Genomic DNA, 16,186 nt, shown 5'->3' with positions numbered 1-16,186 from the left:
ATGCACAAGTATCTAAGCCTCTTCAGCTGCTGGTTGTTGCTCACCGGCAGTCACCAGACACCCCCACCGGCTTTCCCCGATGTGCCTGTCATTACCGAAAAATCGGTAGGTAAAGCGCGGATTGGCATGCCGATAACGCAACTTCGGGAGCTCTACAAAGGCTGCACTTTTTCGCCGGCGCACATGCTGGCTTATGGCTTTGACGATACTGCGGCCAAACCCAACGGTGTGATGGTGAAAAGCGGCAGTAGGCAGCTTTTTCTGTACTTCGCCGATTGGCAGACTAAAAAGAAAGTAGCTTGCTTACTGGCGTTTCACCCGGCGTACAAAACGGCCACCGGCATTCATGTTGGCTCTACGTCGGGCCAGTTGAAAGTAGCTCTGCCTGCAGTGACTGTTGGGCCAAACGAATTGATGACGGAAATGCAAATAGCCGCAGTTGATAGGAGTGAAGGGGGAGAAGAGAAGCAGCCCATTATACAGTACGTTTTCAATAAGCAGGGATTTCTGGGCAAGAATAAAGATTCCATCGAGCCTTCTGAAATCGCAGTACTTAACGCTAAAATTTCCTGGATTCAGGTTTTCCCTAATCCCTGACCCAATGACCAAACCTGTTCTCCACGCCCTCTGCCAAACCTTCATCGAGCAGCGCATCGACGCCGCCCGCACCGCCATGCAGGCCGCGCAGGAATCTTCCAGTTCCGAAACCAAGAGCAGCGCCGGCGACAAGTATGAAACCGGTCGCGAAATGGCCAACGCCGAGCGCGACCGCAACGCCGCCCAGATGCAGCAGGCCAAGCAGCTGCAAGCCGAACTGGCCCGCATCAACCCCGAACTGCCCTGCGACACGGTGCGGCCCGGCGCCCTGGTCACTACCAGCCTGGGGCAGTTCTACATCAGCATCAGCGCGGGCAGGTTGGAGGGCACCGAAGTGTTTGCGGTGTCGCCGGCGGCGCCCGTGGCTGTGGCCTTGAAGGGGCTGCGGGTTGGCGAGCAGGCCATGTTTAACGGCAAAGCGGTGCGCGTGCTGGCGGTGGCGTAGGGGAGTGCCTACTTCCAGTCGCCGCCACCGTCGGCGGGCTTGTCGCCGTCGGGCTTGATGAGCTTGAATTCGACGCGGCGGTTCACTTTGGCGTCGGCCTCCGTCAGTTCGTCCTTGAGCGGTTTGCTGGAGCCGTAGCCGAAGCTTTCGATGCGGTTGGGCTTGAGTTTGCCCTTGCGCTCGATGTAGCGGCGAATTTCCTCGGCGCGGTCCTGCGAGAGCTTCTCGTTCACTTCCGGGTCGCCGCTGCTGTCGGTGTGGCCGGCAATGCTGAGGCGGAACGTAGGGTGGTCGACGAGGAACAGCGCAATGCGGTCGAGGGTGGGCTGCATGGCCGGCAGAATGGACGCCTTGCCCTGCTCAAACTCGATGTTCTTGAAAATGAGCGGCAGCCGGTAGTCGATGCTGTTGGTGAGCAGCGTCATCACGGTGTCGCCCTTCAGCGCAAACTGCTTCTCGACCGAGAAAAAGTCCGGGCTCTGAATGAGCATGGCGTAGTGCGAGCCTTCAATCAGCTCAAAGTCAAACGTGCCGTCGGGCCGGATGAACTTGCTGGCCACCTCGATGCCGTTGTCGGTGTCGATGATGCTCACGATGCCCTTCAGCGGCTTGCTGCTCACCGAGTCGATGAGCGTGCCCTCCACCCGCGTGGTGGCCAACGGCTGGGCCTCCATGGGCAGCGGGAAGGAGTAGAGGTCCAGGTTGTTGATTTCCGTGACCTCGGAGCGGGCGTAGTAGAGGTTTTTGCTTTCGCGGTCGATGGTGAAGTAGTACTCCGACCCCTTGCCGTTCACGAGCGGGCCAATGTTGCGCGGCTCCTGCCAGCGGCCCTGCACGCGGTAGGTTTTGTAGATGTCGAAATCGCCGAAGTTCAGCAGCTGGCCGCGCGAGCTGAAGTACAGCACGTGGTAGAGCGGGTGGTAGAATGGGCTCACCTCGCTCTCGCGGGTGTTCACCACCGGGCCCATGTTTTCGGCCGGGCTCCACTGCCCGTTTTTCAGCTTGCGGGTGAAATAGATGTCCGACAGCCCGAAGCCGCCCAGCCGGTCGGAAGCGAAATACAGCGTGTCTTCGCCCTGCGAGAGCGTGGGCTGCGAGTCCCAGGCGGGCGAGTTCACCAGCGGGCCGAGGCTTTTGGGGGTGCCCCATTTGCCGTCTTTGCCCATCGTGGCGGTGTAGAGGTCGCAGTTGCCGCGGCAGGTGGCGCACTCGCAGCGGGCGAAGTAGATGGTCTTGCCGTCTTTGCTCAGGCAGGCCGAGCCTTCGTTGTTGGGCGAGTTGATGGGCTTGGGCAGGGGCTCGGCGTCGGTCCAGCTCACGCCTTCGCGCCGCGAGGTGTAGAGGTCCTCGTCGACCACGCCCGTGATGCCGCGGCGCTTGCGCTTGCTGCTGAACAGAAACAGGGAGTCGTTGCCGCCCAGCGCCGGCCCGTAGTCGGGCGCCTTGCTGTTGATGGCGTCGCCCATGCTCGTGTACACGCCCTTGGGCGGGTGGAAGGTGTTGAGGTTTTTGCGGTACTCCACCAGGTCGTAGTACGTTTTGAGGGGCACGTACAGGTCCTGGTTTTTCTGTTCCAGCGAGTCGTAGTAGAGCTGCACCTTCGAGATGTCGGTGCGGTGGTGCTTGAGGGCGAGGCGGTAGTAGGCCTTGGCTTTCACCGTCTGGCTGTCGCGCTCCAGCAGCTGGCCCAGGCGCCAGAGCATGTCGGTGTTCTTGGCAAAATTGGTGGGGCCGAAGCGGGCCACGTAGTCTTCGAGCAGCAGGCGGGCCTGGTGGTACTGGCGGCGCTTTTCGGCCTTAGCAATGGCGCGCAGAGCTTTTTTATCCTCGTAAAACGGGTAGCGGTTCACGTACACGAAGTCGGGCGTGCCGTCGGGGCGCAGGTGCAGCTTGCGGCTCACGCGGCTGCTGAGGCCGCGCACGCGGTAGGTGCCGGGCGCAATGGCCGGCGCGGCTTTGGCCGGCGCTTTTTTGGGGGCAGCCGAGGCGCCGCCGCTGGTGGTATCGGCCGAGGGCGAAGCCGCTGCCGGAATGCGCTTGGCCGGCCGGCGCTGGGCGTGGGCCTGAAACGCGCCCAGCAGGCCCAGCAACATCAGGAGTCGAAATGCCCCTCGACGCAGTAAAAACGGCATTGGCAGAGTAATAAAGATAATTATTGCCGCAAGTTGCCACCAAATTAGCGATTTATGTGCTGCAGGTGAGCGGTTACTCCCCGCCGCGTGCGCCGCTTTGGCGCACCGCGGCCCCTGGCACGGCCCTTGACGTCCTAAAGCGCCGGGAAGCCGTACCTTGTACTTCCCGCTTCACCCCGCCACGGGCTGCCAATGTGGCACCCGTCGCCGTTGTTTCTGGCTTACTACTCGTCCATGCGCCTGGCATCTGTTCAACCCTCTGCTGCGGTCCCCCTGCGGGCCCTCGGCGACCCCAATTCCCAACCCGAAGCCATCGCCATCATGGCCGCCGACCCCGACCACCTCCTGCGCGGCGACGACGCGCCCCCCACGCTTTCCCTGCTGCCCGTGCGCAACACCGTGCTGTTTCCAGGCGTGGTGCTGCCCGTGACCGTGACGCGCAAAAAAAGCGTGAAGCTGGTGCGCAAAGCCTACGCCGCCGACAAGCTCGTGGGCGTGGTGGCCCAGCTCAACCCCGACGCCGACGAGCCCACCACCGAGGAACTCCACCCCGTGGGCACCTTGGCCCGCATCCTGAAGCTGCTGGAGCAGCCCGACGGCCAGATTACCATCATCCTGCAGGGCCAGGTGCGCTTCACCATTGAGGAGCAGCTCAGCTTCACGCCGCTGGTGGCGCGGGTGAGCTATTTCGCTGAAGTGGCCCTTAATCCCGACATTCCCGCCGAATTTGGCTTGATGCAGGCCCTGCGCGAGGCCGCCACCAAGGTGCTGGAGCTCACGCCGGAGATTCCAATGGAAGCCCGCGCCATGCTCGATGGCATTCAGTCGCCGGCGTTCCTCACGCACTTCCTGTCGTCCAATGTGCAGCTCGACTTGCCCGCCAAGCAGAAACTGCTTGAGCTGGCCGACCCCGAGGCCCAGGCCCGTCAGTTGCTCGAAGCCCTGCTCAGCCAGGCAGAGCTGCTCGAAATCAAGCAGGACATCCGCTCCAAAACGCACACCGGCATCGATGCCCAGCAGCGCGAGTACTTCTTGCGCCAGCAGCTCAAAACCCTGCAGGACGAGCTGGGCCAGGACGGCCCAGACGAGGACGTGCAGCGCCTGCGCCAGCGTGCCGAAACCAAGAAGTGGCCCGAAACCGTGGCGCTCCATTTCAAGAAGGAGATGGAAAAGCTGGCCCGCACCAACCCCATGGCGCCCGACTACTCGGTGAGCGTGAACTACGTGGAGTTTTTGCTCGATTTGCCCTGGGGCGAGTACACCAAGGACAAGTTCAACCTCAAGCAAACCAAGAAAATCCTCGACGCTGACCATTTCGGCCTTGAGAAAGTGAAGGAGCGCATTCTGGAGTACCTGGCCGTGCTCAAGCTGAAGCAGGATTTGAAGGCGCCGATTTTGTGTTTGTACGGACCTCCCGGCGTGGGCAAAACCAGCCTGGGCCGCAGCATTGCCACGGCCCTGGGCCGCAAGTACGTGCGCATGAGCCTGGGCGGCGTGCGCGACGAAGCCGAAATTCGTGGGCACCGCAAAACCTACGTGGGCGCCATGCCCGGCCGCATCATCTCGCAGATTAAGAAGGCCGGGGCCTCGAACCCGGTCATCATTCTCGATGAGATTGACAAGGTGAGCAGCGACTTCCGCGGCGACCCCAGTTCGGCCCTTCTCGAAGTGCTGGACCCGGAGCAAAACGCCACCTTCACCGACAACTACCTGGAGGTGGAATACGACCTGAGCAAGGTCCTGTTCATTGCCACGGCCAACTCGCTCGATACCATTCAGCCGGCCCTGCGCGACCGCATGGAAATCATCGACCTCACCGGCTACACCCAGGAGGAAAAGGTGCAGATTGCCCGCAAACACCTCTGGCCCAAGCAGCTGAAAGAGCACGGCCTGGGTGAGAACGAAGTGAAAATCACCGACGCTTCGCTGCACCGCGTGGCCGACGACTACACCCGCGAAAGCGGTGTGCGCGGCTTGGAGCGCAAGCTGGCCGCCGTGACGCGCAACCTGGCCCGCCGCAAGGCTGGCAAGGAGCCGCTGCCCGCCGTAATGGAACCGGCCGAAATTCGCAAAATCCTCGGCGCCGCCATCTTCGACCGCGACCAGTACCAAGACAACGACACCGCCGGCGTGGTGACAGGCCTGGCCTGGACCAGCGTGGGCGGCGACATTCTCTTTGTGGAAAGCCTGCTTAGCCGGGGCCGCGGCAAGCTCACGCTTTCGGGCCAGTTGGGCGATGTGATGAAGGAGTCGGCCATTACGGCGCTGAGCTACCTGCGCTCGCGGGCCGACGAAATCGGCATCGACTACCGCTTGTTTGAGCAGTACGACCTGCACATTCACTTCCCTGAAGGCGCCGTGCCTAAGGACGGACCCAGCGCGGGCATTGCCATTTTCACCAGCATTGCCTCGGCCTACACCCAGCGCCGGGTGCGCGCCAAGCTGGCCATGACCGGCGAAATCACGTTGCGCGGCAAGGTGCTGCCCGTGGGCGGCATCAAAGAAAAGCTGCTGGCGGCCCGTCGGGCGGGCATGAAGGACATCATTCTGTGCCCCAAAAACCGCAAGGACATTGAGGAAATCCAGGAAGACTACCTCAAAGGCCTCACCATCCACTACGCCGACCGCGTGGACGACGTGTTGCGCGTGGCCCTGCTCGACGAGTTGGTGCCGCACCCGCAGCAGTTGCCCGTGCGCGACGAGCCCGTGCCCGTCGTAGGTCCCAGCGTGGAAGTGCAGTAGTTCGGCGTCAGTAAAAGTGGCTGGCGGGGTACTTTCTGCCCAGCCAGTAGCGTTATGGCCACAGCAGGTCCCTGTTCCTGCTTTATCTTAGACTAATGAAGCACTTTTTCGCGCGCGGGGTTATCGGGTTTGGGTTCGCTTTGGGGCTGGTTGGGCTGCGGCCGGCGGCTGCCCAACAGCTGGGTGGACGCACCGTTTTTCCGTTTCTGGACTTGCCCGTGGGCGCGCAACAGGCAGCCCTGGGTGGCATGAGTCCCTCGGCTCGCAACGACGACCCGACCATGCTTTTCGCCAACCCGGCCCTGCTGAACCCCGACATGGACGGCCGCCTGGCGCTGAGCTACGTGGCCTACGTGGCCGATATCAAGCAGAGCACGGCCGCCTACGTGTTCAATACCGAGAAATATGGCCGCTTCGGCGTCGGCGTCACCTACCTCAACTACGGCAACTTCGAAAGCTATGACCTGGCTGGCAACAGCCTCGGCACTGTGGGCGTGAATGAGTACACGGTGGGCGTGTCGGACTCTTATACCAAGGGAAAATTCACGTTCGGGGCCACTACTAAACTGGCCGTAAGCAGCATTGCCGGCAACCGCTCACTGGCTGGTGTGGCCGATGCCGGCGTGGTCTACAAGCATCCCACGTCTGATTTTACGGCTGGCCTGGTCGTCAAAAATGCCGGCTACCAATTCTCTCCCTACCCCGGCACCGAGCGTGGCCCGCTGCCGCTCGACGTCCAGATTGGCGCTTCCGTGAAGCCCGAGCACATGCCCGTGCGCATCTCGCTCACGGCCCACCACCTGCAGCAGTGGGACATTCAGTACCTCGACCCCAACGCCCGCGGCACCCTCGACGCCAGCGGCCAGGAAAAGAAGCCCACCAAAAGCTTCGGCGACAACCTGGCCCGGCACTTCACGGTGGCTGCGGCGCTGGTGCTCAGCAAAAACCTGCAGTTCCGGGTGGGCTACAACCACCTCCAGCGCCGCGAATTGCGCCTCGACAATACCAGCGGCAGCGCCGGCCTCAGCTTTGGCGCCATGCTCAAGATTAGCAGCTTCCAAATTGACTATACTCACGCTACGCTGCAGGCGGCGGGCTCCAGCGAATATTTTACCCTGTCTCGTAACCTCGATTCTTTGTTTAAGAAGAAAGAGTAAACCGCCCTTGCCAATCCCACAACGCCTGTTATCCTGCGCACAGCGAAGGACCTTTTCACTGCTGAACAATTGTAGTTGCTACGAGTAGTTCAACCGTAAGAAGGTCCTTCGCGACGCTCAGGATGACAGGCGTTGTGGTCTTTTCCTCTTCCCAATATGCTCAACGACACCTTTCTGACCCCGGCCCAAATCGTGGCCGAGCTCGACAAATACATCATCGGCCAGCACGACGCCAAGCGCCACGTGGCCATTGCCCTGCGCAACCGCTGGCGCCGCCTGCACGCCCCGGCCGACATGCAGGCCGAAATCGTGCCCAACAACATCCTCATGATTGGGGCCACCGGCGTGGGCAAAACCGAAATTGCCCGCCGCCTGGCCCATCTCGCCGACGCGCCTTTTGTGAAAGTCGAAGCCAGCAAGTTTACCGAAGTGGGCTACGTGGGCCGCGACGTGGAAAGCATGGTGCGCGACCTGGCCGAGCAAAGCGTGAACCGCGTGAAGGCCCGCCGCCAGGAAGCCGTGAAAGCCCAGGCCGCCGATGCCGTGGAAGAAATTATCCTCGACGCCCTCATCCCGGCCATCAACCAGCCCGCCGGCGTCAAATCCGGCCTGGGCTTCGGCAGCGGGGGAGCAGAGGGCGTGCCCACGTCCGACGCCGAGCTGAACGAGCGCACCCGCGAGCGGTTCCGCCAGAAAATCAAGAACGGCGAGCTCGAAGACCGCAAAATTGAGATTCAGGTGGCGCAGTCGGGCCCAAGTGTGGGCATCATGGGCGCGCCTCCTGGCATGGACGAAGGCACGCTTTCGGGCCTGCAGGACATGCTCGGCAACATGCTGCCCAAGAAAACCCGCAAGCGCAAAGTGACCGTGGCCGAAGCCCGCAAGCTGCTCCTCGACGAAGAGGCCGCCAAGCTCATCGACATGGACGAGGTAAAGGACGAAGCCATTCGGCAGGCCGAAAACGCCGGCATCATCTTCATCGACGAAATTGATAAGGTGGCCACCAGCGGCGGCAGCGGCAAAGGCGGCCCCGACGTGAGCCGCCAGGGCGTGCAGCGCGACTTGCTGCCCATCGTGGAAGGCTCGGCCGTGAGCACCAAGTACGGCATCGTCAACACCGACCACATCCTGTTCATTGCGGCCGGGGCCTTCTACGTCTCCAAACCCAGCGACCTCATCCCCGAGCTTCAGGGCCGCTTCCCTATCCGTGTTGAACTGCAAAGCCTCACCAAGGAGGACTTCTTCCGCATTCTGAAAGACCCCAAAAATGCCCTCACCAAGCAGTACGAAGCCCTGCTCCAGGCTGAGGATGTGGAACTGACCTTTGATGATGCCGCCCTAGAGCGCCTTGCCGAAATCGCCTCGGAAGTAAACGTCGAGGTCGAGAACATCGGTGCCCGCCGCCTACACACGGTGATGAGCCGCCTGCTCAACGACATCCTTTACGACGTGCCGGACAAAATCGGCGCCCACGCCCACGTGCAAATCACGGCTGCCTTGGTAGACGAGCGCCTGAGCGATATGGTGAAAAACCGGGATTTGAGTCAGTATATTCTTTAGTAATGGCTACTAGATAAATCAATAAAAAAGCCCCAGCCAATTTGGCTGGGGCTTTTTTGTGCCTTGGTCAGAAGGGTTAGTATCCGGGGTTCTGCACGAGGTTGGGATTTTGCTGGATATCAACGTTGGGAATTGGGAAAATGGCTTTTTGCTCGCCGTAGTTGATGCGGCTCGAGTTGCGCTTGTAGCGCATCAAGTCGTAATAACGGTGGCCTTCGAATGCCAGCTCCAAACGGCGCTCAAACAGAATGGCATCAATCAGTGCTTGCTTATTGGCAAAAGACGCTGCCGTGTAGTTGGGGTAAGCCGGAATCGTTGGCAGCGACCGGCGACGTACCGTGTTCAACAGCGTGATGGCTTCAGCGCTGATGCCAGGGTCGGTTTGAGCGAGACCTTCGGCGCGGTTCAGCAACACTTCAGAATAACGAGCAATCGGCACATTGTCAGCCGAACCGTTGTTGTACTTCAGCGTGAAGATGTTGGTTGTTGCAGTGACCGGGAACGTAGACGGGTCGAGCAACAGCGTGCGCCGACGGTCTTTGCTGCGGAACAGTGTGCTGTCGATACGCGCGTAGGGCGTAACGCTGATGTCGGCCCGACGCAGGCGACCATAGTGCTGGCCGAGTGCGTTGTTGGTGTTCGGGTTATCACTGAGGTTCATGGCCACCGAGAAAATCGACTCGGGGTTGGTGAACGTTGCGGCGGTGAACGGAACAGCGGGACTTGCCGACAGTGAACGGCGACCACCGGTGATTACCGTATTAGCCATGGTGGCTGCTTCAGCATACTGGCCTTTATACAAGTACACACGCGACAGCAAAGTGCGGGCAGCGTCTTTGGTCGCACGCGCGGTGCGGTCGTAAGCAGCCCCGTACGTTTCGGGCAGTGCGATGATGGCGTCGTTCAGGTCCTGCTCGATTTGGGTGTACACCTGACGAACGGTTGCGCGTGACAAGTTTTGACTGGCATCAAAAGCATTGCTTGCGTCCGGTGCCGTCAACTGCAGGGGCACGCCGGCGTGCGAGGCATCAGCGGTGAAATTGTAGGGCTGAGCAAACAGATTCACCAAGTGAAAATACACGAGGGCCCGGATGAACTTAGCCTCTCCAATGTACTGAGATTCCAGCGCAGGAGTGGTTTTGCCTGGGTTTTTGGCAATTTGCTGCAGGAAGTAGTTTACAGCGTACAGCGAGTTGTAACCACCGGTCCAAGCGTTCGTTGCAATACCATCGTTGGCCTGCTGGTTGAACGTAGACACGTTGCCGAAGAAGCCCGCGGGATTGGTATCATCGCTGCGAATGTCGCTGTAGATAAGGGCACGGCCGCCCAAAAACTCAGCGTTTTGCAAGCCATTGTACATACCAATGGCCGATTTGGCGATGCGGTCGGCATTGGCGAACGCATCCTCCTGGGTCAGTGCTGTAGGCGGGTCCTGGGTAAGAACATCGCAGCCAGTGCCCGAGGCAAGCAGCAGGGCGCAGAAAGCGGCCAGCCGCAATTTAGAATTATGATTCATGTAAAGAGAAGGAAAAGCCACGATTAAATGCCAACGTTAATGCCGAAGGTGAAGCTGCGGGTCGGGGGCACCGAACGACCGTCAACACCATAGGCAATGTTGTTGCCGATGTTGGTGTTCACTTCGGGGTCCAAGCCTTTGTATTTGGTAAAGTTGTACAGGTTTTGTGCCAGCACGTACACGCGCAGGTTGTTCACCCCAAAACGCTTGATGAAAGCGTCGGGCAGGTTGTAGCCCAGGCTAGCCTGGCGAATGCGCAGGAAGTCGCCGTTTTCGAGCCAACGGGTCGACGCCTGAGTCGACACCACATCGCGCAGCACAAGCTTCTGGATGTCCGTTTCCTGGCCAGGAGTCGTCCAACGGTCCTTAATCTCAGTGATGTTGTTCTGCAAGCTGTTGCTCAGCAGAGCAGCACGGTAACCGTTGTAAATCTGGTTGCCACCGCTGTATTGCAGGAAGATGCCAAGCTCCAGCCCTTTGAAGGAGAAAGTGTTGTCAAAGCCACCGAAGAAGGTGGGGTAACCGGTCTTGTTGGTGTACTTGTAGTCGGCCACCGTGATAGGCGTGGTCACATCGCCCGATGCCGTGAGCCAGCGGCCTTGGGTAGTGGTAGAGTTGGTCGTGTAAGCGGCATCATACTGCTTGATATTGCCGTCTTTGTCCAGGAACTGTGCGTTGCCGTTGGCAGGGTTCACACCGGCCCACACGGGCAGGAAATAAATGCCAACGCTGCTGCCGATGCTGGCGCGCTGGTTGCCTGCAGTGATGTCATTTGGGGTGGCCAACTCTGTAATCCGGTTCTTGATGATGCTGCCGTTCAGGTTTGAGGTCCACGTAAAGCCGTTTTGCAGGCGCACGTTCACCGTGTTGAGGGTCAATTCAACACCGCGGTTGTACATGCTGCCCACGTTGCGGTTTACACCCGAACCGGGAATGCCCGTGGTGCGCAACGTTGGTGCGAACAGCAATATACCGCTCACGTCGTTGTTGAAGAAGTCGAACGTCACGTTGATGCGGTTGTTTACCAGTGCTGCATCAAAGCCAATGTCAAGCTTCTTCGACGTTTCCCATGCAACTGAGGGGTTGCCCACTTGGGAGATGCTGAAGCCGTTGAGGTCGGCATATTGGCCGCCACCTACGAGCGTGCGCGACGCGTACGACCCGATACCGGCAGAGTTACCTACTTTGCCGTAGCTGGCACGCAGTTTCAAATCGTTGATGACCGTGATGCCCTTCATGAAATTCTCCTGCGAAATACGCCATCCTACCGAGCCGCCGGGGAAGTAGCCGCGCTGGTTGTTCGCTCCGAAAATGGAGGAGGCATCAGCCCGGAATGAGAACGAGGCGTAGTATTTGTTGTCAAAGCTGTAGTTGGCGCGGGCGAAGTACGACTGGAAACCGTTATTGAAAGCGGAGCCACCAGTACCGGTCTGGTTGGTATACAGGCCGTCAAGCAGCGATTGGAACTTCGTATCGGCGAAGTCGGCACCGGAACTGTACACGAGTTGGGTGCGCGTCTCCTGATATTCAACACCAGCAGTCAAGCCAATCGTGTGCTTCTCATTGAATACACGGTCGTAGTTCGCATAGTTCTGCCAGTTGTATTGGGTGCGAGTGGTGTTGTACAACTGCACCAGACCCTGGCCAAGCTGACGACCCAAGCTGCCCAGGATGGGGCTGCTGTACTGGTCTTCAAAGTTGGTGGAGTAGTCGATGCCGTATTTGGTGGTCAGCTGCAGGCCTTTCAGGGGTTCTACCGTGAGGTAGCCGTTGCCAAGGGTGCGTTGCACCGTGTTGTCGTTGCGGTTTTCGCGCAGTGTACCAATGATATGGAAGTAAGCGTTGGGGGCGTACGTGCTGGGAACAGCGTTATTGCCGTTGCCCAAGTTGCCCAGGTTGTTTAGGTAGTAGCTACCATCGGGGTTGTAGGCGGGAATGTTCGGCGGAGCCGTATAGCCCGATACCGTGGCACCGGCCAGAGCGTTCTCGCCGTTGATGCCTTGGTTATAGGTCTTGGCGTAGTTCAGGCTAACGCCGCTCTTGAGCCATTTCTTGGGAGTCAGGTCAATGTTGAGGCGTCCCGACCCACGGCGCAGCCGGTTGTTCAGGATAATGCCTTTCTGGTCGTTCCAGTCACCCGAGCCATAGTAGGAAGCAAATTCGTTGCCGCCCGACAGAGCCACCTGGTAGTTCTGCTGCGTGCCGCGCTGGAAAACTTCTTTAATCCAGTCAGTCTCATCCGGAACACCGTCGCCGTTCACATCGATGGGAGCGGCAATGGCAGCCGGGATGCTGGTGTTGCCCACGTTGCCGGGGGCGCCTACGCTGCCTGCACGGGCATTGGCTGCCTTTTCGTTCGAAATGGCAATAAAATCACTGCCATTGAGCACCTTGGGGGTGCGTACGGCATCTTGGAAGCCATAGAACGAGTTGAAAGACAAGCGGTTGGTGCCTGATTTCCCGCGTTTGGTCGTGATAACAACTACGCCGTTGGCGCCGCGCGAACCGTAAATGGCGGCAGCAGAAGCGTCTTTCAGCACATCGACCGAGGCGATGTCGTTAGGGTTGATGTCGGCCAAGGGGTTGTAACGCGTGCTGAGTGAGTTGGCTTGAGCACTGTTGTTCAGCGGCACACCGTCGAGGATAAACAGCGGCTGCGAACTGTTGGATATGGAGTTGGCGCCGCGAATGCGAATCACTGCTTGGTCACCGAGGGTGCCGCTGGTGGTGTTCACGTTGACACCGGCCATGCGGCCCTGCAAAGCCTGGTCGGCGCTCACTACCGGCTGCAATAAGAGCTTCTCTTCCGTGACTTTGGCCACCGAGCCCGTGATGTCTTTCACATCCTGCGAACCGCCATAGCCCGTTACCACAACTTCGGTTAACTGTTTGGTGTCGGTAGCCAGCGCTACTTGGAAGTCAGAATTAGTGCCAATGGCCCGCTCCTGGGTCGTCATGCCCACGGAACTAAATACGAGCGTACCGCCAGATTCCGGCACAGAAAGGCTGAAAGCACCGTCAGCGTTGGTGGAAACGCCATTGGTGGTGCCTTTCAGCAACACCGTCACACCCGGCAAACCGTCGCCGGTCTTTTGGTCAGTTACTCGTCCGGAGATGGTGCGCGTTTGCGCCAACACCCCCTGTAAGAGAGTAAACATGAGCACGAGGCTCATGAGTAAGGTTTTTTTCATGGACAAAAGGTTAAAAAATGGTAATGGTAATGGTGAGTTTACACTGTCAAAAATAAGACAATTCAGGCATGCAAGAGCAAAAAGGACATCAATTCTTCATGAAAACTTGTGATTTCCGTAAATTATTTAGGAATACCTGTCGGTATGGGCAAGCTAGTGTCAATCATTCTACTTTAGATTAAAGGGATATTAAAAAGAAGCCCGGTACTGAACAGATGCAGTACCGGGCCTTTTTGCACACAAAGCAGGTGAATTCCTTATATGTTGGACGCTACCCTAGCCACTTAGAGGCATTGAGGAATTGGGTTTGCACTTGCATGTGATGCAGCTTGGGTCTATGAGGCCGATGCCTGAAGATTACAGGACTTGAAACGTCGCATACACGGCGTATGGCGGATTGATTTGGGTTCCCGAAATCACCTGAACGGTGGTGCCATCGGCCAATTTGACGCTCGTAAGCGGCGTTAGAATAACGCGTGAGCCGTCCTCAAGCACGTATTCGAAAGTGAACACGATGATGTCGCCGCTAACAATGCTGTTTGCTTGCGAATTGCTTGCGCCTAACAGGTTTGCAGTGCTGGGCAGTGCCGCTCCCGTTACAGTTAGCAAGCGCTTGAGGCCGGTGAGGGCATCTTGACTGTTGACCGAAACGGTGACAGGGAAGGAGCTATACGAGCCATGTAACACGCGGGGGCCAATGGAGTTGCCACGCTTAAAGCTTTTGTACACCTCGACCGTTTTGATGCGAACATCCCGTTGGTCGGGAATATCGAATGAAAACTCAAACACCGGACGTTGCCCCTTGAAAGGGTCGTTGGGGTCGGTTCCACTAATCGTGTTGGGTAGGTTGTTGATGCTGGCCGCGGCTCTGCGGGTGTTGTAGTAGCTCTTGTTTATGTCGGAGCTGACCTTGGCAAAAATCAACGGCGTGCTGATGACCTCTGGAGCGGGTATCTTGCTGCTTTCCTTGCAAGCACTGAAACTGCCCAGTACCAAGGTAAGTAGCAGGCCAAAAATTGACTTGTTCATGGGGAAATGAAGTTGAATGGGAGCGTCTGAAACTACTTATCCCAGAAAATGCGATAGTTGGCGCTGTTCGGGTCCACTTGGTTTTTGGGGGCCGAGGGGTTGGCGGTGAGTGCCGATTGCGAGTAGAACAAACGACGGGGGAACAACCCAGAGCCGCGCGTCAGCGGGTCGTTGTCTTCTTGCAAGCCAGCGTTGGTGCCGATGTTGTTGTTGTCCGGTACTGTGATAATGGGGTAGCCGGTGCGGCGCCAGTCGGTGTAGATATCGGTTCCCATGCCAAAGCTGGACACGTACTTTTCTTCCATAATCACCTGCAGCGGGGTCTTGGCCGGAGTTGCGGTGCCATCAAACCGGTCCAGTGCGGCGGCGATGTAAGCTGCCACCTCAGCGGCAGGAATGGGGGCCAACGGGCGGAATCCGGCAGGAATGATGGTGGAGTAGGGCTGGGACAAGCTGGGGTTGGGAGTAGTAGAGGTTCCTTCGGCTGACGCGATGGCGTTGACTTTGTCGAAGGAGGCCTGCAATGCGCTTTGCAGGGCAGCACGGGCGGCGCTGCGGTTGTTCAACACCGTGAGTTGGGCTTCTGCTTCCAGAAAACGCGCGTTGAAAATGGGCAACAAGCGCTGGGCAACCACGCCCCGTCCAAAAGTGGTATTGACGTTGCCTCCGCGGCCGTCGTCGTATCGTCCTCCGATGGGGTACAGGCCGGGCAACGAGCGAGAGCTAGCCGACGTGGCGCTGGCACTGGCCGGACCATTGCTGCCTTGGCGCAACGTCACAAAACGGCCGTTGTTGGGGTCTTGGTAGTCGTAAGCCGTGGCGTCAACAGCTGGAGAAGTGAGCTGGTTGAAGAAGTAGTACGGCAGGCGCGGGTCGGTGTAGGCCAACGAGGTGTTGGGACGGGGGCGCACGTAGGTCGGCGTAGTGGCATTGGTGCCATCGCCGTACTTCATGAGCAGGTACAGGTAGCGGCCCACAAAGTCCTCCCGTGCCACGTCAACGTAATTGGACAGGAAGCTGATATTGCGGTTGGCCGGAGTTTCGGAGTTGCTGTACTTGAACTCAAAGTCGTCTTGCAACAAGGCAGTGGGGTTGCTCAGCAGAGCCAATACCTCAGATTGAACCGAACGGGTTTTGCGAATCTGCACGTAGAGCTTCAGTTTCAGCGTGCGCCCGAAACGAGCCCACTTGTCAAGCGAGCCGCCATAGACCAAGTCAGCGCTACCCGAAATATTAGCCCCGGGCTTGCTCACGTTGGCGATGCCTTCGTCAATCAGCGAAAACAGGCTTTGAATGCCCAAACTGGAGTTGCCATTGTAGATGTCAACGTCTTTATCATAGCGTGGCGCTAGGACTTGTGCACCCTTTACGGCTTCGGAGTAGGGGACATCGCCGAATAAATCAACCAACTGGCTGATGACGTAGGCTTTCTGCAACTGGCCCACGCCCACGTACCCCCATCTCTGTTCAGTAGTGCCTTGCGTGATGAGTTGCTCGTTGTTGGCCAGGACATCAGTGTACAGCCCCGACCATTGGTTACCAAACGAGTCGCCGGACTGCTGGTACGTCCCGATGCTGCGCCCGTTAGAGAGCTGCTGCATGAGCGCCGAAGTAGCCTGGCCAAGGCCCGAAATGCTAAACCCAAGGTAAGTGGACATGCCGGTCTGCACCACGGGCAACAATTGGGGCAATTCGGCTTTGGTGGGATGCAGCGGGTCGACGTTGACGTCGTAGAAATCCTTGCAGCCCGGAGACACAAATAGCAAACTGGCCAGTGCCAGCGCTGTGGAAATGAGGCGTAGTTTCATAAAAACAAA

Annotated in this window: 10 protein-coding genes; 5 read left to right on the top strand and 5 right to left on the bottom strand. The window is 58.6% G+C overall.

The genetic code is table 11. The features are described from left to right. Both IC234_RS18725 and IC234_RS18720 read left to right on the top strand, forming a co-directional pair. The gene (locus IC234_RS18725) at positions 1–597 is read left to right on the top strand and encodes a hypothetical protein (protein WP_190927648.1); all 597 of its coding nucleotides are present in this window, start codon (positions 1–3) and stop codon (positions 595–597) included. Positions 598–601: 4 nt separating this feature from the next. Continuing rightward, positions 602–1,042 (top strand): 3-oxoacyl-ACP synthase, encoded by a 441-nt coding sequence (locus IC234_RS18720; RefSeq protein WP_190927646.1) that lies wholly within the window; start codon positions 602–604, stop codon positions 1,040–1,042. 8 nt (positions 1,043–1,050) lie between these two features. Here the strand turns inward: IC234_RS18720 and IC234_RS18715 are convergent, their stop codons facing one another. Further along, positions 1,051–3,174 (bottom strand): OmpA family protein, encoded by a 2,124-nt coding sequence (locus IC234_RS18715; RefSeq protein ID WP_223827777.1) that lies wholly within the window; start codon positions 3,172–3,174, stop codon positions 1,051–1,053. A gap of 321 nt (positions 3,175–3,495) precedes the next feature. Here IC234_RS18715 and lon point away from each other — a divergent pair, with 321 nt between their 5' ends. From lon to hslU, 3 genes are all read left to right on the top strand, one after another. After that, the gene (gene lon / locus IC234_RS18710; protein WP_223827799.1) at positions 3,496–5,916 is read left to right on the top strand and encodes an endopeptidase La; all 2,421 of its coding nucleotides are present in this window, start codon (positions 3,496–3,498) and stop codon (positions 5,914–5,916) included. Positions 5,917–6,011: 95 nt separating this feature from the next. Continuing rightward, positions 6,012–7,073, top strand: a complete 1,062-nt coding sequence (porQ, locus tag IC234_RS18705) for a type IX secretion system protein PorQ (protein WP_190927644.1) — start codon at positions 6,012–6,014, stop codon at positions 7,071–7,073. A gap of 156 nt (positions 7,074–7,229) precedes the next feature. Continuing rightward, a complete protein-coding gene (hslU, locus tag IC234_RS18700) occupies positions 7,230–8,633 on the top strand; it encodes an ATP-dependent protease ATPase subunit HslU (protein WP_190927642.1) in 1,404 nt (467 codons plus the stop codon). A gap of 76 nt (positions 8,634–8,709) precedes the next feature. Here hslU and IC234_RS18695 read toward each other — a convergent pair whose 3' ends face one another. From IC234_RS18695 to IC234_RS18680, 4 genes are all read right to left on the bottom strand, one after another. Continuing rightward, entirely contained in the window at positions 8,710–10,149 is a 1,440-nt protein-coding gene (locus IC234_RS18695) for a RagB/SusD family nutrient uptake outer membrane protein (RefSeq protein ID WP_190927640.1), read from the bottom strand. A gap of 23 nt (positions 10,150–10,172) precedes the next feature. Beyond that, positions 10,173–13,340 carry a SusC/RagA family TonB-linked outer membrane protein gene (locus tag IC234_RS18690; RefSeq protein WP_190927638.1) on the bottom strand — a complete coding sequence of 1,056 codons (3,168 nt, stop codon included), beginning with the start codon at positions 13,338–13,340 and terminating at the stop codon, positions 10,173–10,175. 357 nt (positions 13,341–13,697) lie between these two features. Beyond that, on the bottom strand, positions 13,698–14,369 hold the full coding sequence (locus tag IC234_RS18685) for a hypothetical protein (protein ID WP_190927636.1): 672 nt from the start codon (positions 14,367–14,369) through the stop codon (positions 13,698–13,700). A gap of 32 nt (positions 14,370–14,401) precedes the next feature. Further along, a complete protein-coding gene (locus IC234_RS18680; protein WP_190927634.1) occupies positions 14,402–16,177 on the bottom strand; it encodes a SusD/RagB family nutrient-binding outer membrane lipoprotein in 1,776 nt (591 codons plus the stop codon). Positions 16,178–16,186: the final 9 nt, after the last annotated feature.

The organism is Hymenobacter armeniacus (assembly GCF_014699055.1).
GTDB lineage: Bacteria > Bacteroidota > Bacteroidia > Cytophagales > Hymenobacteraceae > Hymenobacter > Hymenobacter armeniacus.
The sequence above is the reverse complement of the archived record's forward strand: the minus strand, read 5'-3'. Positions and strand labels throughout refer to the sequence as shown.

What these genes read in the sequence shown, in the direction of transcription:
- IC234_RS18725 (WP_190927648.1), top strand. Translation starts at nt 1, where the DNA reads ATGCACAAGTATCTAAGCCTCTTCAGCTGCTGGTTGTTGCTCACCGGC.
- IC234_RS18720 (WP_190927646.1), top strand. Translation starts at nt 602, where the DNA reads ATGACCAAACCTGTTCTCCACGCCCTCTGCCAAACCTTCATCGAGCAG.
- IC234_RS18715 (WP_223827777.1), bottom strand. Translation starts at nt 3,174, where the DNA reads ATGCCGTTTTTACTGCGTCGAGGGGCATTTCGACTCCTGATGTTGCTG.
- lon (WP_223827799.1), top strand. Translation starts at nt 3,496, where the DNA reads ATGGCCGCCGACCCCGACCACCTCCTGCGCGGCGACGACGCGCCCCCC.
- porQ (WP_190927644.1), top strand. Translation starts at nt 6,012, where the DNA reads ATGAAGCACTTTTTCGCGCGCGGGGTTATCGGGTTTGGGTTCGCTTTG.
- hslU (WP_190927642.1), top strand. Translation starts at nt 7,230, where the DNA reads ATGCTCAACGACACCTTTCTGACCCCGGCCCAAATCGTGGCCGAGCTC.
- IC234_RS18695 (WP_190927640.1), bottom strand. Translation starts at nt 10,149, where the DNA reads ATGAATCATAATTCTAAATTGCGGCTGGCCGCTTTCTGCGCCCTGCTG.
- IC234_RS18690 (WP_190927638.1), bottom strand. Translation starts at nt 13,340, where the DNA reads ATGAAAAAAACCTTACTCATGAGCCTCGTGCTCATGTTTACTCTCTTA.
- IC234_RS18685 (WP_190927636.1), bottom strand. Translation starts at nt 14,369, where the DNA reads ATGAACAAGTCAATTTTTGGCCTGCTACTTACCTTGGTACTGGGCAGT.
- IC234_RS18680 (WP_190927634.1), bottom strand. Translation starts at nt 16,177, where the DNA reads ATGAAACTACGCCTCATTTCCACAGCGCTGGCACTGGCCAGTTTGCTA.